The 23,250-nt window shown below is 60.2% G+C and carries 22 protein-coding genes and 2 pseudogenes; 16 read left to right on the top strand and 8 right to left on the bottom strand.

Going from position 1 to position 23,250, the window contains the following annotated elements:
* Positions 1-29 precede the first annotated feature (29 nt).
* The 4 genes from N3C12_04275 to N3C12_04260 form a co-directional block, all read right to left on the bottom strand.
* Entirely contained in the window at positions 30-1,361 is a 1,332-nt protein-coding gene (locus N3C12_04275) for a hemolysin family protein (GenBank protein ID MCX8071653.1), read from the bottom strand.
* 72 nt (positions 1,362-1,433) lie between these two features.
* Positions 1,434-2,732 carry a hypothetical protein gene (locus N3C12_04270; GenBank protein ID MCX8071652.1) on the bottom strand — a complete coding sequence of 433 codons (1,299 nt, stop codon included), beginning with the start codon at positions 2,730-2,732 and terminating at the stop codon, positions 1,434-1,436.
* A gap of 20 nt (positions 2,733-2,752) precedes the next feature.
* On the bottom strand, positions 2,753-3,301 hold the full coding sequence (locus N3C12_04265) for a TlpA family protein disulfide reductase (protein MCX8071651.1): 549 nt from the start codon (positions 3,299-3,301) through the stop codon (positions 2,753-2,755).
* Positions 3,298-4,083, bottom strand: coding sequence for a prolipoprotein diacylglyceryl transferase (locus tag N3C12_04260; protein ID MCX8071650.1), 786 nt, complete (start codon positions 4,081-4,083; stop codon positions 3,298-3,300). The genes N3C12_04265 and N3C12_04260 overlap by 4 nt, the downstream gene beginning before the upstream one ends.
* Positions 4,084-4,188: 105 nt before the next feature.
* On the opposite strand from N3C12_04260, the gene N3C12_04255 reads away from it, so the two are divergent.
* The 10 genes and pseudogenes from N3C12_04255 to N3C12_04210 all read left to right on the top strand — a co-directional run bounded on the left by N3C12_04255 (position 4,189) and on the right by N3C12_04210 (position 13,193).
* Positions 4,189-4,617 carry a hypothetical protein gene (locus N3C12_04255; GenBank protein MCX8071649.1) on the top strand — a complete coding sequence of 143 codons (429 nt, stop codon included), beginning with the start codon at positions 4,189-4,191 and terminating at the stop codon, positions 4,615-4,617.
* Positions 4,618-4,622: 5 nt separating this feature from the next.
* Positions 4,623-5,171, top strand: a complete 549-nt coding sequence (locus tag N3C12_04250; GenBank protein ID MCX8071648.1) for a hypothetical protein — start codon at positions 4,623-4,625, stop codon at positions 5,169-5,171.
* 488 nt (positions 5,172-5,659) lie between these two features.
* Positions 5,660-6,187 carry a hypothetical protein gene (locus N3C12_04245; GenBank protein MCX8071647.1) on the top strand — a complete coding sequence of 176 codons (528 nt, stop codon included), beginning with the start codon at positions 5,660-5,662 and terminating at the stop codon, positions 6,185-6,187.
* Positions 6,145-6,432 (top strand): hypothetical protein, encoded by a 288-nt coding sequence (locus tag N3C12_04240; protein ID MCX8071646.1) that lies wholly within the window; start codon positions 6,145-6,147, stop codon positions 6,430-6,432. The genes N3C12_04245 and N3C12_04240 overlap by 43 nt, the downstream gene beginning before the upstream one ends.
* A 3-nt stretch (positions 6,433-6,435) precedes the next feature.
* Positions 6,436-6,885, top strand: coding sequence for a 4Fe-4S dicluster domain-containing protein (locus N3C12_04235; protein ID MCX8071645.1), 450 nt, complete (start codon positions 6,436-6,438; stop codon positions 6,883-6,885).
* A 423-nt stretch (positions 6,886-7,308) separates the two neighbouring features.
* A pseudogene (gene nrfD, locus N3C12_04230) lies at positions 7,309-7,971 on the top strand (polysulfide reductase NrfD).
* A 168-nt stretch (positions 7,972-8,139) separates the two neighbouring features.
* Positions 8,140-11,340, top strand: a pseudogene (locus N3C12_04225) (molybdopterin-dependent oxidoreductase).
* A 166-nt stretch (positions 11,341-11,506) separates the two neighbouring features.
* Positions 11,507-12,190 (top strand): OprO/OprP family phosphate-selective porin, encoded by a 684-nt coding sequence (locus N3C12_04220; GenBank protein MCX8071644.1) that lies wholly within the window; start codon positions 11,507-11,509, stop codon positions 12,188-12,190.
* A 223-nt stretch (positions 12,191-12,413) separates the two neighbouring features.
* Entirely contained in the window at positions 12,414-12,734 is a 321-nt protein-coding gene (locus tag N3C12_04215) for a hypothetical protein (GenBank protein ID MCX8071643.1), read from the top strand.
* Positions 12,735-12,893: 159 nt separating this feature from the next.
* The gene (locus N3C12_04210) at positions 12,894-13,193 is read left to right on the top strand and encodes a hypothetical protein (GenBank protein ID MCX8071642.1); all 300 of its coding nucleotides are present in this window, start codon (positions 12,894-12,896) and stop codon (positions 13,191-13,193) included.
* Positions 13,194-13,279: 86 nt separating this feature from the next.
* On the opposite strand, the gene N3C12_04205 is transcribed toward N3C12_04210, so the two are convergent.
* The 4 genes from N3C12_04205 to N3C12_04190 form a co-directional block, all read right to left on the bottom strand.
* The gene (locus tag N3C12_04205; protein MCX8071641.1) at positions 13,280-13,528 is read right to left on the bottom strand and encodes a hypothetical protein; all 249 of its coding nucleotides are present in this window, start codon (positions 13,526-13,528) and stop codon (positions 13,280-13,282) included.
* Between the two features lie 145 nt (positions 13,529-13,673).
* Positions 13,674-14,777 (bottom strand): 5-(carboxyamino)imidazole ribonucleotide synthase, encoded by a 1,104-nt coding sequence (locus N3C12_04200; protein ID MCX8071640.1) that lies wholly within the window; start codon positions 14,775-14,777, stop codon positions 13,674-13,676.
* Positions 14,778-14,803: 26 nt separating this feature from the next.
* Positions 14,804-15,298, bottom strand: a complete 495-nt coding sequence (purE, locus tag N3C12_04195; protein ID MCX8071639.1) for a 5-(carboxyamino)imidazole ribonucleotide mutase — start codon at positions 15,296-15,298, stop codon at positions 14,804-14,806.
* 70 nt (positions 15,299-15,368) lie between these two features.
* On the bottom strand, positions 15,369-17,105 hold the full coding sequence (locus N3C12_04190) for a proline--tRNA ligase (GenBank protein ID MCX8071638.1): 1,737 nt from the start codon (positions 17,103-17,105) through the stop codon (positions 15,369-15,371).
* A gap of 209 nt (positions 17,106-17,314) precedes the next feature.
* Here N3C12_04190 and kdsB point away from each other — a divergent pair, with 209 nt between their 5' ends.
* The 6 genes from kdsB to N3C12_04160 are packed head-to-tail and all read left to right on the top strand — an operon-like array spanning position 17,315 to position 23,193.
* Positions 17,315-18,100: a 3-deoxy-manno-octulosonate cytidylyltransferase gene (gene kdsB, locus N3C12_04185; GenBank protein MCX8071637.1), complete on the top strand. Its 786-nt coding sequence runs from the start codon at positions 17,315-17,317 to the stop codon at positions 18,098-18,100.
* Positions 18,101-18,116: 16 nt separating this feature from the next.
* Positions 18,117-19,769, top strand: a complete 1,653-nt coding sequence (locus N3C12_04180; protein MCX8071636.1) for a CTP synthase — start codon at positions 18,117-18,119, stop codon at positions 19,767-19,769.
* A 1-nt stretch (position 19,770) separates the two neighbouring features.
* Positions 19,771-20,619: a 3-deoxy-8-phosphooctulonate synthase gene (kdsA, locus tag N3C12_04175; protein ID MCX8071635.1), complete on the top strand. Its 849-nt coding sequence runs from the start codon at positions 19,771-19,773 to the stop codon at positions 20,617-20,619.
* Positions 20,573-21,580, top strand: coding sequence for a KpsF/GutQ family sugar-phosphate isomerase (locus tag N3C12_04170; GenBank protein MCX8071634.1), 1,008 nt, complete (start codon positions 20,573-20,575; stop codon positions 21,578-21,580). Before kdsA ends, N3C12_04170 begins: the two co-directional genes overlap by 47 nt.
* Positions 21,581-21,601: 21 nt before the next feature.
* Positions 21,602-22,597, top strand: a complete 996-nt coding sequence (locus N3C12_04165) for a lipid A biosynthesis acyltransferase (GenBank protein MCX8071633.1) — start codon at positions 21,602-21,604, stop codon at positions 22,595-22,597.
* Positions 22,598-22,635: 38 nt separating this feature from the next.
* Complete coding sequence (locus N3C12_04160) at positions 22,636-23,193, top strand: ferritin-like domain-containing protein (protein MCX8071632.1); 558 nt, start codon at positions 22,636-22,638, stop codon at positions 23,191-23,193.
* Positions 23,194-23,250: the final 57 nt, after the last annotated feature.

Here is a 23,250-nt window from a genome sequence, read left to right as displayed (position 1 = left end):
CGCTCGCACAGACCACGGAGGCGCGGAAACTACGAGCGCGTCTCGGCGCGTTTGCGGATGGGTCCCTCGATGCGGATTTTCCGCAGCCTGCGCCCGTCGAGCACGACGACGGTCATTTTGTAAGGTCCCTCGACGATCGCTTCACCGCCTTTTGGAAACCTTTTGAAACGGGCCAAAACCAAACCCGCGACCGTGCGGTAATCCGGCGTGCTCCGGAACGGCAGATCGTAGCGTTCGGTCAGTTCGTCGAGAGAAAGGGACCCCTGCACGAGCAGCGACCCATCAGGCATTTCCTGAATCGGTTGTTCCTCATCGGTGTCGAACTCGTCGCGGATCTCGCCAACGATCTCTTCAAGTAAGTCCTCGATTGTCACTAGGCCGACAACGGTTCCAAACTCGTTTACGACCACCGCCATGTGTACCCGGCGTGCCTGCAACTCCCGCAAAAGATCGCTGATTTGCATGGAGTCGGGCACGAAAAAGGCCGGGTGGGCAATTTCTCGAAGTGAAACTGGCTTCGGTTTATCGAGTTCCCGCAAAATGTCCTTCAGATGAACGATGCCCACGATGTGGTCGAGATCGCCTTGGTAGACTGGCATCCGTGAGAAACCGGTTTCCACAAGCTTGCACAGTGCCTCATTCAGGGCGGTGGTTTCCTCCAGTGCATGAATTTCTGAGCGCGGTACCATCACCTCTCGCACCGAGGTGTCGGTAAACTCGAACACGCTGTGAATCAGTTGGCGTTCGGCTTCATCGAAGATGCCGTGACGAGCTCCTTCCTGCACAATGTGTTTCACCTCCTCCTCGGTGATGAAAACTTCTGCGGTGCGGGTAGGAACGCCGAGGACTTTGAGCAGAGTATCGGTGGAAAGCGTGAGGAGCCGAACGAGCGGTGCGGATACCGCTGCGAGGATGCGGATGACGTGAACGGTAGCGAAGGCAATTCGCTCTGGATTGCGCAGCGCTAAAGACTTGGGGAGGAGTTCTCCGACCACAAGGGAAAGATAAGAGATCACTGCAACCATGCCGGCCAGGGCCGCAGTCGGTGTCCAGGGAGCCAGCGCCGGCGGCACAATGTGTTCTAACACCGAGGCCAGACGTGTGGCGGCGTAAGCGCCACCTAGTACAGAGGCCATGGAGCCTACGATGGTCACTCCTACCTGAACGGTCGCCAGGAACCGGCTGGGCTGCCGTTTGAGTTCCAAGATTACCGTGGTGCTTGGACGGCCCTCTTTGGCCAGTTGCACCAACCGGCTTTCACGCACGGTCACAATGGCAATCTCTGCCGCCGAAAAGACGCCGTTGGCCAAGATCAAAAGTAGAATGACCACGAGCGGCCACAAAATAGTCCCGTCAATCATTGTCCCCTCGCTTATTGTTCAGGATCTCTCTGGTTCGAGCGCTCCGCCCACTCTCTCGGGTTGCACCCTTGTTCAATCGACACGGTTGAGCTGGGGAACTTGCCCGGCGAAGACGTATCGCTCAAAGAAGCGTTTGAGCGACGCACCCGCAACGGACTCTGCAGTGCTCTGAAACGTAGCCGAATCGACACGAGATTGGCTCTCGGCGAGCCGTCGCAACACGTCGTCGAGCCGGGCTTTGCCCGCAGTGAGGCGCTGAATCCGTTGGTCCAACGCATAAAGAACCAATGGCGCACTATTGTTTGTTGCCGGATTGTCATGTTGTCTTCGCAGGTCCACGTTCCACAAACCATAGCGCTCGAACAGCCGGAGGCCCTTCTTGAAGCCTCTTTCATCCAGCAGCCCAGCACGGCGCTGCAGCTCTAGGGAGTAAAATTCGGCAAGTCCCTCGACGAGCCAATCCGCATCGGCAGCAGGCTTAAACGGCTGTAGGACGTGAAACAGCTCGTGCAGGTACGCCGAAGTTCTGTCTGGATCGCGAACGGGGCGCTTGGCATGCAAAAAAAGGGATCCTTCACCGCTGATTCCGCCATGCCACATCGGGTCCGGGGCTCGGATGATTAAGATGCGAGCTGTGTCTCCTGCGAGGAGACGATGAAGCAACGGGAAGGTGGCTTCAAGAAAAGTAAAAATTTCCTCGCGGTCGCCAGCCACGCCGCCCACTTGCGCAAGTTCGATTCGCACGCCGGCAATTTCCCGCGCCTCGCTTTCGAGATGACCACAGGCAAACCACCCTCGTGGAGTAAGAAAAGAGCGCCGGCCGCTGAGCTCGAACACGTTTTGCTGCCGCGCGGCGTAGGGCGCTACACAACGCCAGCCCGGCGGCATTTGAAATGCAAGCGTTGCCCGCGACCGCAGCTTGGAATACGCCGCCGGCGCACCGTACGGCGCCCGGTAGGTCACTCCTACCAACGGGAAAAGTTGACGCGCGTGCGACACGAGCCAATTGCTCGCGAGGTAACTGTCGAAGCGCTGCTGCGATCCGCGTCGTGAGTTGACGTCCACTCGATAGAACAGCCGAGCATATGGTTGAGTGGGCCGCCAAATCCAACGCTCGCCTTCTTGGAGCAAAATTCCCGTGGCTTTTAGCTCCCTTGGAGATGGGCCGCGAAAGCGGAGCGAAATCTCCTGCACTTCGTCAATGCCTGCGAGTTCCCAGCGCACAGAAACGACCGGTTCCCGTGAGTTCTCTAAAGATACGATGTATCGAAGCGTGAAATTCTGAGCCCGAGCCGATCGCGGTGGAAACACGAGTGAGAGGGCGGCTGCAATTGCCAGTACGAACGCCGCCATGCTTCTCTGCGCCGCCATGCGTTGCACGCTCAGCCGCGTTAACGCCTGCCCGCCCCGTCCTGGGGCGCGCGCTCGGCCGAGGCAATCACCTCCTCCAGGTAAGCGATCGCCTCGGGATCGTCCCACTCGAGCGGGCCAACGACGTGGCGGACGACTTTGCCCTCCGGGTCGATGATGAAGGTTTCAGGAAAGCCGGTCACACCGTAGCGTTCCGGCAGTTCCCCCTTCGGATCCAGGCCGATCGGAAAGCTCAGGCGTAAACTGTTCGCGAAAGCCCGCACTGGTTCCGGCGAGGCGTCTTGGCTGATGGCCAGCATTGCAAATGGGCGTTGCGCGAAGCGTTGATGCACGCGCTGCATCGACGGCATCTCTTCCCGACACGGGGGGCACCAAGTTGCCCAGAAATTTAGAAACAACACTCGTCCGCGGTAGTCCTCCAGCCGTACAGTGCGGCCGTCGAGCGTCTGCACCTGAAAGGAGGGTGCTGCAAAACGAGCCCGCTCCCGACGCTGGCTTTGCAAGACGAGGACCAGGGCAAACAACAACGCCCCGGCCACGAACACCGGCAAAAGGATCCGCTGCTTCATAGGGTGCCACGGCTCTTTCGGGCCCCCAAGCTCACCACAGCCGGCCACACCAACCCCACCGCCCCGGCAATGACCAGGCTCAAGCTAATCCATTGCGCTTGCGTGAGGCCGAGCCACCAAATGGGATTGATCCGCAGAAACTCCACGAAGAAACGAGCCGTACCGGCGAGAACGAAATAGGCCCATAGGAGCGACCCCGCTGGACGTTCGTGCGTTCTTAGCATCCACAAGATCAAGAAAATCAAGCTGTACGCTGCCGCTTCGTAAAGCGGAGTCGGGTGAACAACCACGCCCGGAGGATAGGGCCATCCGATAATCGCTTTTGGATACGCCATGCCCCAGGGAACCGTGGTCACCTTTCCCCAATCCCCATCCCCAGCCAACTGGCATCCAATTCGGCCAATGGCGTGCCCCAACGCTAGCGACGGTGCAGCAGCGTCCGCCACCCGGAGCCAGGGGGCCCCGGCGCGGCGTACCGCCACATAGGTCGCGACCATTCCGCCAAATAAACCACCGTACCAAACAAAACCCGAACCGCTGAAAAGGGTGCCCAACGGGTGCTGCCAAAACGCGCTGGGATCTTCGACGAACAGGAACAACCGCGCCCCCACGAGCCCACCCAAGGCGGCCCACACCACGAGGCTGGAGCCCAGCTCGCCGGGGTAGCCCTTGCGCACCAGCTCTTTGCTGGTCAGAAAGCCGGCAACCAAAAAGGCAATCGCCATCATGAGGCCAAACGAATAAATCGTCACTGGCCCGATCTGCAAAATTATCGGGTACATCGACTTCCCGTTTAGCGTCCTCGGGGTAACGACTCTAGCAACCGCGAACTCCTGGATTGACAGCTTTCGAAGCGGCTTTTACACGTGCAACGCGGGTATTGGGTTATGCGGATGATCCTCCCTCCATTGCGAGACCGCCGAATCATTCACCGGCATCTGGAAACGTTTTTTCGAACTCATAAAGAGTCAGAATTCCGGCGCGCAATCCGCTTGGTCAGCAAGTTCTACCACCTCCGCCCACCGAAGGTGGAATGGTTCGAGTACCTCGACTGGGGCAAAGTCGTAGGGAAGACCTATGAGGATGGCAAAATTCACTTGGTTCACCCGGAGAATTGGAAAAATGGCCGCAAATACAATTCGGAACGGCAGTGGATTGCAGCCGTCTACCACGAACTCGGCCATTATGTCCTCTGGGCGGATGCGGAGCGGAAGGCTGACCTGTTTGCCAAACGCATGGTCCAGGGCGTGACGAACGGAGCGAACGGGAATTCACGCAAGGCTCGCCCAGGCACCCGCGCCAAAACCAAACATTGATGTCTATGAGCGATCCCAAGACCGAAGACGCGATTGTTGCCCGCAAGTGGTGGGTCGACACAACCCGTGCGGAGAAGATCCGCGGCCGCCGGCCCGGTGGGCCCGCCGGAATGCGCTTTTACGAGGTGGCGAAGGGCTTCGAACAAGAAACCGCGCGGGAGCGGTTGACGGACAACAACCTCAAGGTGCTTCTGGAGGCTTCCCCAGGGCCCGGTGAGTGGAAGGTGGTGCACTTCACGGAACGGCGCTTCCCACAGCGTGAATTGGATCGGGTCCGCAACATGGTTGTGTTGCCACCGTACGCGCGCGGAGTGATTGTGGACTGCGGTCGCAATGTTCGACTTTTGGTTACTGGCGATCGGATCGGCGAACGGATCCTCGAGTTGACCTTAGGCGAGACACCGGCGTTTGATGCATGGATTGGGGACGAGTGGGTGGACGAGCGTGAGTTTCCTGGCGCAAACCGTGCCCTGCGCGAGTTCCGCCGCCTAATTCGCGACTACCTGTCCCCGGAAGCGATTGCAGCCTACGAAGCGGTTCGCCCGAGAGCCTGACGGTTCCAGGGGCCGCTCCGAGAACTGCGTTTACGACAGGCCCTCCCTACCACTCACTACCCGGCGCTACCGAGAGCGCCATCCCAGCCAAGGCCGGAAGTTACTCACGCACCCGTGGCTACCGTTACTTCTATCGGCTCAAAAATCGCATCGGACACAATCCCAATTCTGAGAAAAGCGTTGCAGCCGAGCAATTGCGCAGAAAGCTTGAACCCTGCGCGAAGTTGCGGATTTTTGGGAAAATTGCTCGTGGCTCGGCGGATGACCGCAGCAGTGCGATTTTCTTCCGCCCTGATGGCTCCCCGATTGCAAATGTAGTCGCTCGGAAGGAGTGACGGGCACAGCGATGGGTGGATTTCTAGGCCGGCAGGGCAGGTTTCGGCGGCTGATCAGCAAGCGCAACGCGCGCTGTTCAGCCCAAATGTAGCCCACCTAGGGAAAGCCGCATCGTCTTCGACACGGCAACCTGACTTCAGGGAGGTATCGCCATGGTTACCCGGAACGAGAGGTTGCAGCCGCCCCAGGGGGAGAGGGCCCGATCGAACGTAGAGGAGCTGTGGGAGGAGGCCACCCGGCGGGAGGTGGCGAACGATTTCGCTGGCGCCGTGATGTGCTGGACTCAAGTCATAGCGCTGGACCCCTGTAACCCGATTGCCTACCACCGTCGGGGATGGGCGCGCGCGCAACTCGGCGACCTGCAAGGGGAGATTGAGGACTGGTCGACGGCGATCGAGCTCGACCCAAGCTTCGATGCGGCTTATGCGGACCGTGCGGCTGCACGCGTGGCCGCAGGCGACATCGTCGGGGCGGCCCTCGATTGGCAACGAGCTCTAGCTCTCAACCCGGAGCGGCAACCGGTGCCGCAACCGCTGCTCCAACGTCTTGAGGAGAAAATGGATCGTGCTGTGCGGGAGATGCTGCCAGGCAGGTGCTCGCAGCAGAATTTCCGTCGGCTGTCGATCGACGAAAGTTTTTGCGGAACATCGGCGCTGTGGCGGTCACGGCGCTGGCGCTAGCGGGCGTCGCGGGATGCACGCGCCGAGGCGAAGACCCCGAGCGGCGGCGGGTGCGTTGGGGAATGGTGATCGATCTCAAACGCTGCGTCGGCTGCAGGGCTTGCACGGTGGCGTGCAAAGCTGAGAATCACACCCCGCCGGGTGTGGCTTACAATGTCGCGATGGAGGAGGAGATCGGCGAGTTTCCATTCGTTACCCGCCGCTTCATCCCGCGGCCTTGCATGCAGTGCGGGAATTCCTCTTGAACTGTGGTTTGCCCAACGAGAGCAACTTATCACCGGCCCGACGGGATCGTCGCCATCGATTATGATCGGTGCATCGGTTGCCTATATTGTGTCGCGGCCTGTCCGTATGGCGCACGCTCGTTCGACTATGGCGAGACCTACGCACCGGAACTGCCTCCGCACGAACGGCACCCATCGCCCGAGTATGGCCAGTATGGCCGGCGTGACCCGAAAAAGTCTCCGTCGGGGAACGAGCGCAAGTGCACCTTCTGCTTGCACCGGCTCGCCAATGGCCTGAATCCGGCCTGTGCCGAAACTTGTATTGGGCGAGCAATCCACTTCGGAAACCTCGCTGACCCGGAAGGCAAGTGCCGGCTGCACGGCGAGACTCTTCGAGAGCTCCTGGCGAAGCGCAGCCATCTGCGACTCAAGGAGGAGCTCGGGAACGAGCCAGCCGTGTACTACCTCACGTGATGCGAGGGGAGGGAGAGCGATGAGATCGGGAAACGTCACAGCGCGGGTCAGTCTCTCTGCGGTTCCTGGGTCTAGTCGTGGTCACTGCGCTCACCGTTGTCGGCCTCTGGGCTCTGAGTTCGGCCTTGGTGAAAGGTCACTGTGTGCTCGCCACCACTCAGCACGTTCCGTGGGGTTTGTGGGTAGCTGGCTATATCTTCTTTCTCGGGCTCTCAGCAGGCTCCTTTTTGCTGTCGACGCTCGTGTATGTTCTTGGCGTGAAGCGCCTAGAGCCAGTCGGACCCTTGGCGCTTCTCCAAGCCGTTGCGTGCTTGCTGCTGGGCGAGTTTCTGATCGTGATGGACCTCGGGCACCCGGAACGGGTCTACAAGGTGCTGGCGAGTTGGAACCGAACGTCGCTGATGGCATGGATGGGACTGTTTTACAACGTTTACAATCGTAGTCGTCCTCGTCGAGTTATACCTGGCGCTACGCGTGCGATTGGTCGAGCGCGGTTCGAGCCCTCGTCTCTGTCGATGGTTGGCCTTCGGTTCGCGGCGAATGGACGAGAGCTCGCGTGTCCGGGATCACTTCTGGCTCAAGGTGCTCGGCATTGTCGGGATCCCGGTTGCGATCGTGGTACACGGCGGCGTGGGCTCGATCTTCGCCGTTGCCAAGGCGCGTCCAGCATGGTTCAGCGGTCTCTTCCCAATTGTGTTCCTAGTCTCCGCGCTTGACTCGGGCGGCGCGCTGCTCACCGCACTCGTTGCGGCAACATCCCGCCTCGCGCCCGATCGGAAACTGGTGCTCGTGCGGGACTTGGCCCGCATGTCGCTCGGTATCCTCTCGTTCGACCTTTTACTGCTGACATCCAAGGTCCTTGTGACCCTTTATGGGAATGTTCCCCACGAGGCCACGGCATGGAAACTGACCCTCTTCGGCCCCTATTGGTGGGTGTTCTGGTTCGTTCAGCTCGGCTTCGGCTTTCTCGTACCCGTTCCCCTTGTGGCGCTTTCGCGTACGCGATCGAGCATCACCGCCCTTGGGGCTGCTGGCCTGCTCATGGTGTTCGGCGTTCTCGGGGCGAGGCTCAATCTAGTGATCCCCGCGCAAATTCAACCGGTCTTTGATGCCCTGCCCGAAGCGTACCACCACGCGCGCTGGGCTCTTGGCTACACCCCGAACGCTGTGGAGTGGGGAGTGCTCGGTGGCACGTTTGCACTTGCGGTGTGGTTGTTTCTCGCTGCCCGAACGTTCCTACCGCTCGAGGGGGGCATGAAAAAGAGCAGTCGTGATTTCATCAAGAGCGGAGCGGCGCTGGGCATCACGCCCCTCCTCAGGGCCGCAGAAGCCCCGGCTACAGACTCTTCTAGGCAGGCCGTCGGATCCGACCGGATCGAGTACCACCGCAACGACCCGGAAAACCAGATCTTCACGGTCTGCCTGGGCTGCAACACGGGGTGCCCGACAAAGCTGAAGATCGACGAGGGCACCGTGGTGAAGATCGACGGCAATCCGTATGCGCCGTGCACGCGGACGCCTCACCTGCCCTACGAGACGCCGGCAACCGAGGCCGCTCGCATCGAGGGAGCCATCTGCCCCAAGGGCCAAGCTGGGCTCCTCACCGTCTACGACCCCTATCGGATCCATAAAGTCTTGAAGCGCGACGGGCCGCGGGGATCCATGCGATTTCACACAATCGATTTCCATCAGGCCGTTGCCGAGATCGTCGAAGGAGGGAAGCTCTTTGCCTACGTGCCTGGTGAGGAGAACCGTCACGTCGAAGGCCTCAAGGATCTTTGGACTCTGCGTGATCCGCACCTTGCGGCGGAAATGGGAAAGGCGGTGGAGCAGCTCTGGCATGCCACGACGCCAGAGGCCAAGCAGCAAAAAGTCGCTGAGTTCAAGGAGCGGTTCAAAGACCACCTAGGGCTTCTCATCGATCCAGAGCACCCAAACCTGGGGCCCAAAAACAACCAGTTTTTGTGGATCCACGGGCAGCTGGAATCTGGTCGAGCGGAGTTCTTCAAGAGATTCGTGCAAGAAGGGCTTGGCTCGGTGAACTTCCACGGCCACACCGCTGTTTGCCAGGGCTCGCTCTACTTTGCGGGCAAGGCCATGTCGGAACAGAACGGCTTCGACGAGAAGAAGAGGGAGGCCACCTGGTTCGGCGGCGAAAAGTTTTTCTGGCAAGCAGATCAGAGTGCCAGCGAGTTCATAATTTTTGTCGGTTCCTCGCCCTTCGAGGCCAACTGCCCTCCGCTGCGCACACCTCACATCACGACCGGGCTCACAGAGGGGCGTCTCAAGTTCGCCGTCGTTGATCCGCGCTTATCGAAGACTGCAGCCAAGGCTTGGAAGTGGGTTCCGGCAAAGCCAGGGACCGAAGCCGCACTCGCGCTCGGCATGATCCGCTGGATCCTCGGTCACGAGCGCCACGACAAACGCTACTTAGCCAACGCCAACAAGGCCGCAGCCCTCGTAGACGGGGAGCCGACCTGGTCGAATGCCTGCTGGCTCGTGAAAGTCGAAGACGGCAAGCCCGGCGCATTGCTGCGTGCGTCCGACCTCGGCCTGACGAAGGAGAAACGCACTGCGAACGTTCGCGGGGAGACGGTCGAGTATGAGTTCGACCCCTTCGTGGTGCTTTCGGGGGGGCGAGCCCTTGCTCTTCGATCCGAACGACGAGAAGAACCCGGTTCACGGCGACTTGCTCGTCGACGGCGAGGTCGGCGGCCACAAGGTCAAAACCGCCTTGCAGCTTCTGTTCGACGAGGCCCGTACCCACACCATTGCGGAGTGGGCAGAAATCTGCGGCATCGCTGAGCAAGACATCGTCGACCTAGCCCGAGAGTTCACGTCTCATGGCAAGAGGGCGGCCGCCGATATACACCGTGGTGTCTCGCAGCACACCAACGGTTTCTACAACTGCTTGGCGTGGAACGCGCTCAACCTTCTCATCGGGAACTACGATAGGCGTGGGGGAATGGTGAAGGCATCCACGTACGACTTCATGGGTGGCAAGGCCAAGGGCCCGTTCAACTTCGTCGATGGTATGCACCCGAAAAAGGCCAAGCCCTTCGGCCTCGGGCTGCTCCGCGAGAAGAAGTACGAGGAGACGACCCTGTTTACAGGGAAGTATCCCGCAAAGCGGCCTTGGTTTCCCCACGCAACCGACATCTACCAGGAGCTTCGGCCGTCAGTTCACGATCAGTACCCGGATCCCATCAAGTGCTTGCTCCTATACATGGGCACGCCCGGGTACGCGCTTCCAGCCGGCAACACGCAAATCGAGGTACTGGCCGACGTCGACAAGCTGCCGCTTTTCATCGCCTCGGATATCACAATCGGCGAGTCCTCGATGTACGCGGACTACATCATCCCGGACCTCTCGTTCTATGAGCGGTGGGAGTTCCACGGGTCGCACCCGAACAACATCTGGAAGGTGCAACCGGTCAGACAACCGGCCATCCCGCCCATCCCGGAGACTGTGAAAGTCTTTGGCGAAGAGATGCCGACTTCCCTTGAGGCGTTCATGTTGGTCGTCGCTGAGAGGATGGGGCTACCGGGTTTCGGCCCGGACGGTTTTGGTCCTGGCGAGGATTTTAAGCGGCCAGAGGATTTTTACCTCCGGATGGTGGCAAACCTTGCCTTTGGGGAAAGCAGCGATGGCTCCGACGCCGTACCCGAGGCATCTGACGAGGAGCTGCGCATCTTCGAGGCAGCCAGGCGGCATTAACCCCGAGCGTGCTTGACATTCGGAAGTGGCGGGCCGCCGTAGGCCCACATTGGAGGCGCGTGGTCTACGTGCTCAACCGCGGTGGCCGGTACCAAAACTACGAAGAGGCCTTCGACGGCGAGAAGGTCAAGAACAAGTACGGCAAGCAAATCAACCTCTAATGCGAGAAGGTGGCCAAAACGAAAAACTCGGTGACCGGCAAGCCCTTACTCGGACTGGCGATCCACTTGCCAATCGCGGACAGCCGGGGCCGACCACTCGTGACAAAGGAAGGCGACCTTCATCTGATTACACGCCGGGAGATCTTCCACACCAAGAGTCGTACGCCAGGGAACCCGTGGCTGCGCGAGCTGTATCCGGAAAACTCCATTCTTGTGAACGCCAAGGATGCAGCACGCCTGGGCCTCAAAAACGGAGATCTTGTTCGTGTGGTGTCGGAGTCGAATCCGTCGGGAGTTTGGGAGCTGCCAAATTTCGGTGAGAAGCCCATGGTCGGACGGGTACAGGTAATCCAGGGGATTCGCCCTGGCGTCATTTCCTTTTCGCTTGGGCAGGGCCACTGGGCATACGGAGCCTCTGATGCGTGGATCGACGGAGCCCGGGTGCCCGGCGACCCACGCCGCGGCACCGGAGTGCACGCCAACGCGGCCATGGCGGTGGACCCCCACCTCGGGAACGTGTGCCTGCAGGACTTGGTCGGAGGTAGCGTGTCGTTCTACGACTCACCGGTTCGGTTGGTAACGGAGACCTCGCGAGACACCGCCGACGAAGCGCTGCGTCGGTGTTTACCGCGGCAGAGTGGACAGGACCGCCGCCACCAGCCCGGGCCCAGAGGACGTAGCCAAAGGCGGCCACCGCTGTACGCGGCGTGGGCCACGAGGACGAAGGAAAGGAGCGAGACCCATGTGCGTGCTGGTGTTCGCGTGGATTTTCTTCCTAATGGTTGGGCTGCCGTCAAGAACCTCCTCGGCTGAGGAAGATCTTCGTGGCCGCCTCCAGGCGCTGGAGAGAAAGCGCCAGGATTATAAGAGGCTCCAGCAACAGCTCGACGAGCTAAAGCAAGAACTGCGGCAACGGGAGAGAGCGGCCGAGGTCAGTGCGGAACAGTCCCCTCCGACCCCATCGGCCCCAAAGCCCCCAGCGCCGTTCGAGCTTCGAATCGGTCGTGGCACCGCGACAATTAGTGGCCTCCTCCAGGTGTGGGGACTCCACAGCGAGCTCGACCCAGATGAGTTCCGGTTGCGACGCTCAGAAATCGACTTAAAGGGCTCGCTTACCGACACATTCGGCTACGCAGTTTTGATCGACCTCGCCAAGGCCCTGAGCGAGAACAAAACAATTATCGTCGGCAGCGAGAAGGTGACGCTCTCACAACCCAAGAGCGACTCGAAAATCCTGCAGGACCTCATCGTCATCCTCAAATTCATCCCGCACTACATCATTGAAGTCGGCCAAAAAAAGATTCCAGTGAGCATGGAGGGGCTCGAGTCCTCAGCCAAGCTGGACTTTGCCGAACGGGCGATCGTCAGCGGCGCAACTTTTCAGGGTCAACGGGGCTTCGGCGACTTCCGAGAGCCGGGTGTGTAATTGACTGGCGAGTGGCTCTACGTCGTGTACACGGTCAGGTTGTTCAACGGCGAGGGACCTAGTGCTGCGGACAAAAACGATCGGAAAGACATCGGTGAGCGGCTAGTTTTAAAACCTTTTCGCTGGCTCCACGTCCGGGGGCTCTCGCTACGATGGTTGGTTCGGGCCGACAAAGATTCGAAAGAACCACACCGGGGCGGAGTTCTAAGTCGACTACGACCCGGTGTTCTTGAAAGGCGAGTACATTCGTGCGCACGATGGCGCTGTTGCGAAAGAGGGCTCGTATGTTTCTGTGGGATATCGTTTCCGCGGACTGCGTCTCGCGAAGGTCAATTTCGACCTCCAGCCAGTAGCTCGCTGGGAAGGCTTCGATCCGGATCTCAAAACTGACAGCAACTTGACCTTAGGAGCCACGGTCGGATTCAATTTCCTGTTCGATGATTACTTCGCAAAGATCCAGCTCAATCACAGTCACTTTGAAGTGGGTGGCTCGGCAAAAGGGGACGAGGACCTGATGATTGCTGCCCTTCAGGTCGCCCTTTAGCGCCGCCGAGTGGTACGCGGTGGACCTGTCTCCGGAGTGAAGAAGAACCACGCGCTCCTCCGCCCGTCGGAGATGGTACCCGTGCTTCGCACGTGCTTGGCGTCGCGGTGTGGATTTTGATCCTAGCGTACGCGGGCTATCCGCGGGGATCTGGGATCAATGCGGGCTCGGTACCGAGCCGCCGCGGGGCAGTTGAGCGAGCGGCTCTGTCAGATCCACATGAGAGCTCTTCAGGTGCGTGTCCAATTGCGCTTCGATGTCTCTGACTCGTTCGCCGAAGAACGCGACCGATCGCTTGATGCTAGATTGTACGAAGGGCACGGTTGGGTGGCCGCGCTCAAGCCCCTGCGACTAGACCCGGTAGAGATTCATGAGCACACGGCGCCGGGCGCCGAGCCAACACACTCTTCGCTGCTGGGCCGCGGGCAGGGGGTGAATGAAGCGGTCCCGCTCGGGTGACGGACCAACACCTGCGCGAGCTCGGCCAGCGCCTGCGCACCAGGCCGATCCGCCTCGCCCACATACCCCATGTCCCTGGCGAAATCTTATGCCTGCCCAGGATCGACGATGGTCGGGTTGAATCCCGCAGCCTCGCGTGTGCCGACCAGATCGCGCACCAGTGTTTCTTTGGGCCCCATCACAATCAGCTCCACCGCCATGCGACGCAGCCGCCTCAGCAGTGTCTTGCGGCCATTGCGGTTGTTCAAAAACCTCTTCACCGGGCTTCCCAGCCCAAACGGCACCAGGAACGTCTGTCCGGCTATGTCAATGCCCACGACCATTGGCTCAGGCATGTTCCACCGTGTTTGTACATCCGGTCTCTTCTTTCATCCGACTCTGGCGGCTGAAAGGGAAGGTTCACGGCGCCTAGTCTGTCATGAACGGCTCTATTGCCACTTGCCGGTCAAGAGCCCGGGGCACTGCTCGCGACTTCGCGCTTCAGCAAGCTTGCCTAACCCACACCGTGGCCAGCTCCGATTCGCGCCGCCTAAGGATTTCTTCCTCGGCGGCAGTGACTGTAATGTGGCCCAGCTTCCGTCGCGGCCGCGGGGACTTCCCGTAAAGGTGCAGGTGAACCCCCGGGATGGCCAAGACCCGCTCGATTGGAGGCGGAGAACCAATCACGTTGTACATCACGCTGGGACCGCGGAGTGCCGTACTGCCGAGGGGCCAATCCAAGATCGCACGGAGATGATTTTCGAATTGGCTCGTTTCCGCGCCCTCGATCGTCCAGTGCCCGGAGTTGTGCACCCGTGGGGCCATCTCGTTTGCCAACAAGCGGCCACCTTCGACAAAGAACTCGATCGCCAGGACGCCGGCGTAGTCCAGCGCTTCTAACACTGCTCGAGCATATTCCCGGGCTTGTTGTTCGAGTTCTGCATTGCCGCACGGCGCTGGAACCCGCGACCGCAGCAAGATGCCCTCGCCATGAACATTTTCGACCAGCGGATAAAAGACCGTGTTCCCGCTGCGACTGCGCACAGCAAGGATGGAAACCTCGGCCTCGAAGTTCACCAGCCGTTCCAGGAGCAACGGCTGCCCCCCTAAACGACGCCATGCTTCTTCAAGGTCTGCTTCGCAGCGGATCGGTGCCTGACCCTTGCCATCGTAGCCCATGGTTCGCGTTTTGAGCATGGCCGGGAGACCAACATGCGCTAGGCTCCGTTCCAAATCCGCGCGGCTGTCTACCCGCGCATATGGCGGAACCGGGATCCCCGCTCGCTCGAAGCATTGCTTTTCGCGCCAACGATCTTGGCCAACAGCGAGCGCCTGCGGTGAAGGGCTAACGCGCGTAAAGCGACCAACCTCTTCTAATGCAGAGACAGGAACATTCTCAAATTCGTAGGTCGCCACCGTCAACTGCTTTGCAAAATCCCGGAGCGCCGCAGTGTCTTCAAACGAGGCCACCATCCGCTCGGCCAAGTCCTCCGCAGGCGCCTCGGGCGCAGGGTCAAAAAAGCGGAATTGCAAGCCCAAGGGGTAGCCGGCAAGCGCGAGCATGCGCCCCAACTGGCCGGCACCCAGAACACCGACAACTGGCACGGCACACCTCCAACCTATGCGCTCGCTCACTCCGGCTTACGCGGGTCCGGATGGCGTAACACAGCGCTCGTTTGTTCCTCTCGGTGCTTTTGCAGCGCAGCGCGGAACTCAGGGTGCCGATTGGCAACGATTGCAGCAGCAAGCAGCGCAGCGTTGATGGCGCCAGCCTTGCCGATGGCCAGCGTGCCAACCGGTACACCGGCCGGCATTTGCACGATGGACAGCAAAGAGTCGAGGCCGTGAAGCGCATGGGATTCTACGGGAACCCCCAGCACGGGAAGGAGCGTTTTCGCCGCGGTCATTCCCGGGAGATGCGCAGCACCACCAGCACCGGCGATAATCACTTCCAGCCCGCGGGCTTCTGCCGACGCCGCGTATTCGAAAAGTAAATCTGGCGTGCGGTGCGCGGACACAACGCGCACCTCGTAGGGAATGCCCAGTTCGTCAAGCGTGTCGGCAGCGTGCGACAACGTCTCCCAATCGGACCGAGACCCCATGATGATTCCGACCAACGGCAGCATGGAGAACACTCCTTTTCTCGTGTTGGACCTGCGGCACCGTTTCTCTGCCAGCCGCGTTAGGTGCCTGCGGTCATGCCTTGTCAATCACCGCGGCCAGCCCGTCGCGAACCGAACGAACCAGCACGTTGACCACGTCCCCAACATTGACTTCTTGAGGCGACCGGTCGCTGCGTTGCTTGATTTCCACGACGCCGCGATCCAGCCCTTTCCCTCCAATGGTCACGCGGAAGGGCAGGCCGAGCAAATCCGCGTCTTTGAACTTCACCCCCGCACGTTCCTCCCGATCATCCAGCAGCACTTCGATGCCTTGAGCTTCCAGCTCGTCGTGTAGCTGTTCTGCCACTGTGCGCTGCCGGTCGTCGTTCCACGCTACGGGCACGATGTGCACATGCGCGGGGGCGATCGAAAGCGGCCAAATGATCCCATCCTCGTCATGGTGTTGTTCGATCGCGGCGGCCGCCGTGCGGGTAATGCCGATGCCGTAACAGCCCATTTCCATCGGTCGTTCTTCGCCCTTGGCATCGAGGAAGGTAGCCTTCATCGGAGCGCTGTACTTCGTGCCCAAGTAGAAAATGTTTCCGACTTCTATGCCCCGAAAACTCCGAAAATGCCCCTCGTGGCAGCGCGGACAAGGGTCGCCGGCGTGTGCCGCTCGCAGGTCTGCGTAGCGGAGCCCAGAAAGGTCGCGGGCCACATCGACGTGCACAAAGTGGTAGTCCGACTCGTTCGCCCCAGTTACGGCGTCGTGCAGCGGGCGGATCCACCAGTCCGCCCAGGTCTCAATCGACAAGCCAAACGGCCCCGCAAATCCAACTTCGGCTCCGGTCAGTCGTTGCACAGCCTCAGCGTCGGCGAGTTGCACCCAATCGGCGCCGAGCAAGCTTCGCAGCTTCGCTTCACTGACTTCATGGTCGCCGCGCACCAAAACGGCGACATAATCCCCGCGGCTGGTGAGATAAATCAGCGTCTTGATGAACTGCTCCGGAGGGACTGCCAAGAACGCGGCAACTTCTTCCACCGAGCGTTTCCCTGGCGTGCGTACCTTGTGCGGCTTTCCCGTGCCCCCGCCTGCGGTGTCTAGCGGGGGTGGCGCAATTTCCGCCTTCTCGACGTTGGCAGCGTAGTCGCAATGGTCACAGCTTACGATGGCGTCCTCGCCGGATTCCGCGAGCACGTGGAACTCGTGCGCCAGCGTGCCGCCAATGGCGCCGGTGTCGGACTCGACTTGCCGGGTTTCCAAGCCGCAACGGGCGAAGATGCGGCGGTAGGTGTTCGCCATGTGCTCGTATTCGCGGCGGCAGTCTGCTTGGTCAACATGAAAAGAGTATGCGTCCTTCATGATGAACTCGCGGCCTCGCATGAGGCCAAAGCGCGGACGAACCTCGTCACGAAACTTGACCTGAATTTGGTAAAGATTGATGGGCAACTCGCGGTAGGAGCGCACCTCGCGACGAACAATGTCGGTAACCACCTCTTCGTGCGTCGGGCCGTAGCAAAAGTCCCGTTCGTACCGGTCTTTGATGCGCAGGAGCTCTTTCCCGTATTTGTCCCAACGGCCACTTTCCTGCCACAGTTCAGCCGGGCAAATCGTCGGCATCAAGATCTCTTGAGCGCCAGCGCGATTCATTTCCTCGCGCACGATTTGCTCTACTTTCCGCACCACACGCAGGCCAAACGGCAGGAAGTTGTAAATGCCCCGCGCCACTTGACGGATCATCCCGGCTCGCACCATGAGGCGGTGGCTAATCACCTCGGCATCCGCCGGGTCTTGCTTCAGTGTGGGAATGAACGTCCGACGATAACGCACAGCGGAGCTCGCTTAGCGCGAGGGACTCGAAAAAGAAACTGCACGAGCCCCCGGGGGTGCGTGAAGGTCGCAGAAAGCCGCATGGCTCGAAGACTTCCGCCTCGTGCTACTGCACTCGCGCAGTGGTCAATGGTACGAGCAGCGCTATGCGCGCGAATTGCTCCGACCACAGGGTTGCGGTAGGAGAGGGCCGTCCGTAGGATGCGCCGATGCCACAACGCATAATCGCGGTCATCCCCGCCCGTTTTGCCTCCTCCCGCCTGCCCGGGAAGCCGTTAGCTTTGATCGGCGGGAAGCCGATGATTCAGCACGTCTACGAACGGGTCTGCCAAGTGCCGCAGCTCGACTACGTTTGCGTCGCAACCGATGATGAGCGCATTGCAGATGCAGTACGGGCGTTCGGTGGAGTTGTCGTGTTAACCAGCGCCCATCACCGTTGCGGAACGGAGCGTGTGGCTGAGGTGGCGCAGAAGCATGAAGCAGAGTTGGTCTTGAACGTTCAGGGCGATATGCCCTTCGTACAACCGCGGGCGATCCAAGCGATTGCCGAGCGACTCCAACAAGACCCCGAACTTCCTATGGCCACCGCAAAAGTTCCGATTACACAACGCCAGATCTGGGAGAGCCCACATGTAGTCAAGGTGGTCACGGACGAACGGGGCCTGGCGTTGTACTTCTCTCGAAGTCCTATTCCTTACTGGCGGGACGGGCAGCGGGCAGGGGTTTGGGGTTACAAGCACCTTGGAATTTACGGCTTTCGGCGGGAGTTTCTCCTACGCTTTGCAGGCTTCCCTCCCACGCCCTTGGAAGAAGCGGAAGCGCTCGAACAACTCCGGGCCCTAGAGCGCGGCTTCAAGATCGGCGTGGTGGAAACTACTGACGGAGTTGGGATCGAAGTCGACACCCTTGAAGACCTCCGCCAAGCGGAACAGGCTCTTGCAAGTAGTCTCGAACGGGCGCCCGCGGCGGTAGCTTCGCGAGTGGAGAAGCGCTAGACGGAAACCTATTGCCATGGCGAAGGCGACTCAAAGGACGAAATTCATTTTCGTGACCGGAGGGGTCGTCTCGTCTTTAGGCAAGGGCTTAGCGGCAGCCTCGATCGGCGCGCTGTTAGAAAGCCGAGGCTTGCGCGTCACCATTTGTAAAATGGATCCCTACATCAACGTTGACCCCGGTACGATGAGCCCGTTCCAGCATGGCGAGGTGTATGTCACTGAGGATGGCGCCGAAACGGACTTAGACCTCGGCCATTACGAGCGCTTTCTCTCTGTGCGGATGTCGCACAAGAACAACTTCACCACCGGTCAGGTGTACGAGCAGGTCATCCAAAACGAGAGGAAGGGCGAGTATCTCGGTGGCACCGTGCAAGTGATCCCCCACATCACCGATGAAATTAAGCGGCGGATCTTGGCGGCCGCCGAGGGCTACGATGTGTTGATTGGCGAGGTAGGCGGCACGGTGGGCGACATCGAGAGTTTGCCGTTTCTCGAAGCGATCCGTCAGTTCCGTTGGGACCGCGGGCGTGAAAATGTTTTGTACGTCCACCTCACGCTCGTCCCCTACATCCCCACTGCGGGAGAGGTAAAAACCAAGCCGACGCAACACAGCGTGAAGGAGCTTACTGGACTCGGGATTCAACCCGACATTTTGCTGTGCCGGAGCGACCGGGACTTAGACGCGAAGATCAAACTCAAGATCGCCCACTTCTGCAACGTTGACGAAAACTGCGTCATTACCGCTCGCGATGTGGAGACAATTTACGAGGTGCCGTTGCTGCTCCACCGCGAAGGCTTGGACGAGAGAATTGTCGAAAAGCTTAACATGTGGACGGGGGAGCCGAATCTCGCCAAGTGGACCAAGGTGGTCCAAGCGATCAAGCATCCGAAGGAAACGGTCCGCATCGCCATGGTGGGTAAGTATGTGGATCTTGCGGATGCGTACAAAAGCCTGCATGAGGCGTTGATCCACGGCGGCATTGCCAACGATTGCCGAGTCGAGATCGACTATGTCGATTCGGAACGAATCGAAGAAGAAGGGCTGCCACCAGAGGTTCTGCACGCCGACGGGGTGCTCGTGCCAATGGGGTTTGGACCGCGTGGCACGGAAGGAAAGATTGCCGCTGTGCGTTACGCCCGCGAGCACCGGGTGCCGTTTTTAGGCATTTGCTTCGGCATGCAAATGGCGGTGATCGAATTTGCTCGTCATGTTTGCGGGCTCGAGGGCGCGAATTCTACGGAAATTGACGAACGAACTGCGCATCCGGTGATTCACATGATGAGCGAGCAGCGCCGTGTCACCCGCAAGGGTGGGACCATGCGCTTGGGAGCGTACGAGTGCATCGTTCGCGAGAATTCCTTAGCGCATCGCCTGTACGGGAAGCGCCGCATTAGCGAACGGCACCGGCACCGCTACGAGGTGAACAACGAGTATCGAGGAATTTTGCAGCAACATGGGATGATCTTCAGTGGACTGTCACCCGACGAGCAGCTTGTGGAGATGATCGAACTCGACGATCACCCGTTCTTCCTGGCCAGCCAGTTCCACCCCGAGTTCAAATCGCGCCCGTCCGAGCCGCACCCGCTGTTTAAAGGGTTCGTGCGCGCCGTCCTGCAGCACAAGGCGCAAAGGATGCACAAGCCGTTATTGGCTGCAGTCACAGGATGATATGGAGACGGTAATCCACGTCGGGGACCTCCGCATCGGCGGCGGCGCCCCGTTCGTGTTCATTGGCGGTCCCTGTGTGATCGAAAGTCGCGACAGTGCGCTGCGCCATGCCGACGCACTCCGCCGAATTGCGGAGCGCGCCGGCGTAGGGGTGATTTTCAAATCGTCATTCGACAAGGCGAACCGGACTTCCTTGCACTCCTACCGCGGGCCTGGGATCGACGAGGGACTGCGGATTCTGAGCGCGGTGAAACGCGAGGTGGGCCTTCCCGTCCTCACGGACGTGCACGAAATCGGGCAAGCGCAAATTGCGGCTGAAGTGGTGGATGTGTTGCAAACACCGGCGTTTTTGGTGCGCCAAACAGACTTTCTGCTCGACGTCGCTCGGGCTGGCAAACCGGTGAACGTGAAGAAGGGCCAGTTCCTCGCGCCCTGGGATATGGGGCCAGTGGTGGAAAAGCTCCGCAGTGTCGGCAACGAGCAAATTTTAGTTACGGAACGAGGCGCATCGTTTGGGTACAACAACCTGGTGGTCGACTTTCGTTCGTTGGTGATCCTGCGCGAGCTAAACGTCGCGGTGGTTTTCGACGCGGGGCACAGCGTGCAGCTACCGGGCCGGCAGGGCCACGCATCTGGGGGACAGCGCGAGTTTATCCGTCCACTGGCGCGAGCAGCGGCGGCTGTGGGAATCGACGCTTTGTTCCTCGAGGTTCACGAGGACCCCGACCATGCCCTGAGCGACGGTCCCAATTCCTACCCGTTGGCACACTTGGCGGCACTCCTAGAAGAGTTGCGAGAGATCGATGCACGAACCAAAGAAAGCAACAAAAGCGCTAGCCAACGAGGCTGAGGCTGCGATCGCCCGGGGGCGCCGCGTGCTGCACATCGAGGCGGATGCGGTGCGGACCGTGGCAGATCGGTTAGATGTGCGCTTTGCACAGGCGGTGGATCTTCTTGCAGCGTGTCGTGGGAAAATCGTCGTGACCGGAATGGGCAAGTCGGGCATCATCTGCCGCAAGATTGCGGCAACACTCAGCAGCACGGGCTCGCCCGCTGTGTTCTTGCACGCCGCCGAAGCGGTACATGGCGACGCAGGAGTGTTCGTGAAGGACGATACCGTGTTGGCGCTCTCGTACAGCGGGGAAACCGAGGAGGTCTTGCGTTTGCTCCCGATCGTGAAGCGTTTGGCTCTTCCCCTCGTCGCCATGACCGGTAATTTGCATTCAACCTTGGCGAAGGCCGCGGACGTTGCCCTCGATGTGGGCGTGGCGGAGGAGGCTTGCCCTCTAGGACTCGCACCCACCGCAAGCACGACTGCGTCATTGGCTCTCGGCGACGCCTTGGCAGTTGCCTTACTGGAGCGGCGTGGCTTCCGAGCAGAGGACTTTGCGGTGCTCCATCCGGCCGGCGCGTTGGGCCGACGATTCCTTCGTGTCGAAGACCTCATGCATACTGGCGAGGCGGTACCAAGGGTCCACCCGGATGCCCCGTTTCGTGACGTGCTGACCGAGATCACGAAGAAGCGGCTCGGCATCACTGCAGTCGTCGACGACCGCGACCGACTGGTGGGCGTCATCACGGACGGAGATTTGCGCCGTGCCCTCGAACGGATCGAGAACGTTCGTGAAGTAACTGCCGCTAAGATTATGACGACCCGCCCCAAGGTCATTCACAGGGAGGCTCTGGCCGCTCATGCCGTTGCCGAGATGGAGCGCCATTCCATTACGGCCTTGTTCATCACCGACGAGCCCGGAGCCGAACTCATTGGCGTCATCCACCTCCATGATTTACTTAAAGCTGGGGTGGTGTGACGGCCCGGTTGGTCGCTGTCGATGAGCTGGTCGCGTCGCCTTTCCTTGCAGTGGCCGGGCTTGCGTCGGCGTTGGAAGTCTTTGAAAGGTGTCTTGCTCGTTGCCGCGGTGCGGGGAGCGTTGCGGCTTCTGGACCTCTTGACTCTCGAAGCTGCCTTGAAACTTGGAGAGCGCCTCGGTGAGGTGGCGTACTACCTTCTGCGATCCAGCCGCCGCCTAGCTCTGGAACACTTAAAGTATGCCTTTGGCAAGCAGCTCTCGCACTCCATGCGGGAGCGGATCGCGCGTGCAGCGTTCGCCAATTTTGGCCGAGCATTTTGCGAAGTGGCAAAGATCGATACGATCCGCGGGCGATCCGCGGAGCTATTCGAGTTGGAAGGAGATCAACACCTGGAAACGGTGTTGCGCTCCGGCCAGGGTTGCATCGCGGTGACCGGCCACATTGGAAATTGGGAGCTATTGGCAGCCTATTTTGCGTGGCGCGGCATTCCGGTATCGGCTGTGGCGCGTCGACTGTACGTTCCGCGGCTCCACCGCATGGTGGTGGAATGGCGACGCAAGCAAGGGGTCGAAACCATTGTTCGCGAGAGCCCCGACTCGGCTCGTGCCATCTTGCGGGTGCTGAAGCGAAACGGTGTCCTCGCCATGTTGATCGACCAGGATACGCACGTTCCTTCGATCTCCGTGCCGTTTTTCGGCAGGCTCGCGCGCACTCCGGTGGCGGCCGCGGCACTGGCCGTGCGGCGCGAATTGCCAGTCCTGCCAGTGTTCATTCAGCGAAACGGCAGCATTGGTTGGCGCATAAGAGTGCGCCCACCCCTGTATCCGGACTCGTCCTTGGCTCCCGCGGAGCGTGTGCGCGAGCTCACAAAAGCGATCAACAATGCCCTGGAGCAACAAATCCGTGCCAACCCAGCCGAGTGGGTTTGGTGGCACCGGCGCTGGCGCCGAGGGCCGATGCCAAACCTTGACCCTGACGCAACGTTCCAATATGAGGCTGCTGCCAAGCTCGGTTGACGTGGCGGTTGGGCCTGGTCGAAGGAGGCGCGAAGGAGATGAACTCGGTGGACCATCGTCTGGTCTTGCTCATGAGTTATTACCGGGATGCAGAACTGCGCGGTGCAAACCTGCTCTTTCGGCTGCTGTCACATCTGGACGATCCGGAATCGCAAACAAAGCTCTCCCTCCATCTCGCAGACGAGACGCGCCACGCCTGGCTGTGGACCAAGCGGATCAAGGACCTCGGGGGCGAACCGGTAAAGGTTGATGACGGATACCAACGACGCATTGGCTTGCGAGCTGTCCCGCGAAACTTGATCGACATCTTGGCTTTGACCGTGGTCGTGGAGGAGCGCGCCTTTCAGCGATATCAGGAGCACGCAAAACGGCCGGACGTGGACCCCGAAACTCGTGCTGTGTTGCACGAGGTCACCAAGGACGAGAAATGGCACATTGCGTGGGTGCGCAACAAACTCGAGGAGCTTGCCCGCAAAAACGGCGCAGAAGAGCAGATGCAAGCCGCCTTGGCGCGCTACCAGGAAATCGATCGTCTTGCGTACGAGGAACTGCTCGCCAAAGAACGGGAAGTGTTTGGTTCGTCCCCCAACGCGTAAGAAGCACCCGCCTGGGCTGGGGGAGGAAAAGTTGAGGCCGTCATTGGTCCGCTTCGG

The sequence above is a fragment of the Candidatus Binatia bacterium genome, from assembly GCA_026415395.1.
Classification (GTDB): domain Bacteria; phylum Desulfobacterota; class Binatia; order HRBIN30; family HRBIN30; genus HRBIN30.
Note: the sequence above shows the minus strand (reverse complement) of the source record. Positions and strands in the feature narration are given on the sequence as shown.

Excerpts from the sequence above, each read along its gene's own strand:
- N3C12_04275 (MCX8071653.1), bottom strand. The coding sequence starts at position 1,361 with ATGATTGACGGGACTATTTTGTGGCCGCTCGTGGTCATTCTACTTTTG.
- N3C12_04270 (MCX8071652.1), bottom strand. The coding sequence starts at position 2,732 with ATGGCGGCGCAGAGAAGCATGGCGGCGTTCGTACTGGCAATTGCAGCC.
- N3C12_04265 (MCX8071651.1), bottom strand. The coding sequence starts at position 3,301 with ATGAAGCAGCGGATCCTTTTGCCGGTGTTCGTGGCCGGGGCGTTGTTG.
- N3C12_04260 (MCX8071650.1), bottom strand. The coding sequence starts at position 4,083 with ATGTACCCGATAATTTTGCAGATCGGGCCAGTGACGATTTATTCGTTT.
- N3C12_04255 (MCX8071649.1), top strand. The coding sequence starts at position 4,189 with ATGCGGATGATCCTCCCTCCATTGCGAGACCGCCGAATCATTCACCGG.
- N3C12_04250 (MCX8071648.1), top strand. The coding sequence starts at position 4,623 with ATGAGCGATCCCAAGACCGAAGACGCGATTGTTGCCCGCAAGTGGTGG.
- N3C12_04245 (MCX8071647.1), top strand. The coding sequence starts at position 5,660 with ATGGTTACCCGGAACGAGAGGTTGCAGCCGCCCCAGGGGGAGAGGGCC.
- N3C12_04220 (MCX8071644.1), top strand. The coding sequence starts at position 11,507 with ATGTGCGTGCTGGTGTTCGCGTGGATTTTCTTCCTAATGGTTGGGCTG.
- N3C12_04210 (MCX8071642.1), top strand. The coding sequence starts at position 12,894 with ATGCGGGCTCGGTACCGAGCCGCCGCGGGGCAGTTGAGCGAGCGGCTC.
- N3C12_04205 (MCX8071641.1), bottom strand. The coding sequence starts at position 13,528 with ATGCCTGAGCCAATGGTCGTGGGCATTGACATAGCCGGACAGACGTTC.
- purE (MCX8071639.1), bottom strand. The coding sequence starts at position 15,298 with ATGCTGCCGTTGGTCGGAATCATCATGGGGTCTCGGTCCGATTGGGAG.
- kdsB (MCX8071637.1), top strand. The coding sequence starts at position 17,315 with ATGCCACAACGCATAATCGCGGTCATCCCCGCCCGTTTTGCCTCCTCC.
- N3C12_04180 (MCX8071636.1), top strand. The coding sequence starts at position 18,117 with ATGGCGAAGGCGACTCAAAGGACGAAATTCATTTTCGTGACCGGAGGG.
- kdsA (MCX8071635.1), top strand. The coding sequence starts at position 19,771 with ATGGAGACGGTAATCCACGTCGGGGACCTCCGCATCGGCGGCGGCGCC.
- N3C12_04170 (MCX8071634.1), top strand. The coding sequence starts at position 20,573 with ATGCACGAACCAAAGAAAGCAACAAAAGCGCTAGCCAACGAGGCTGAG.
- N3C12_04165 (MCX8071633.1), top strand. The coding sequence starts at position 21,602 with ATGAGCTGGTCGCGTCGCCTTTCCTTGCAGTGGCCGGGCTTGCGTCGG.
- N3C12_04160 (MCX8071632.1), top strand. The coding sequence starts at position 22,636 with ATGAACTCGGTGGACCATCGTCTGGTCTTGCTCATGAGTTATTACCGG.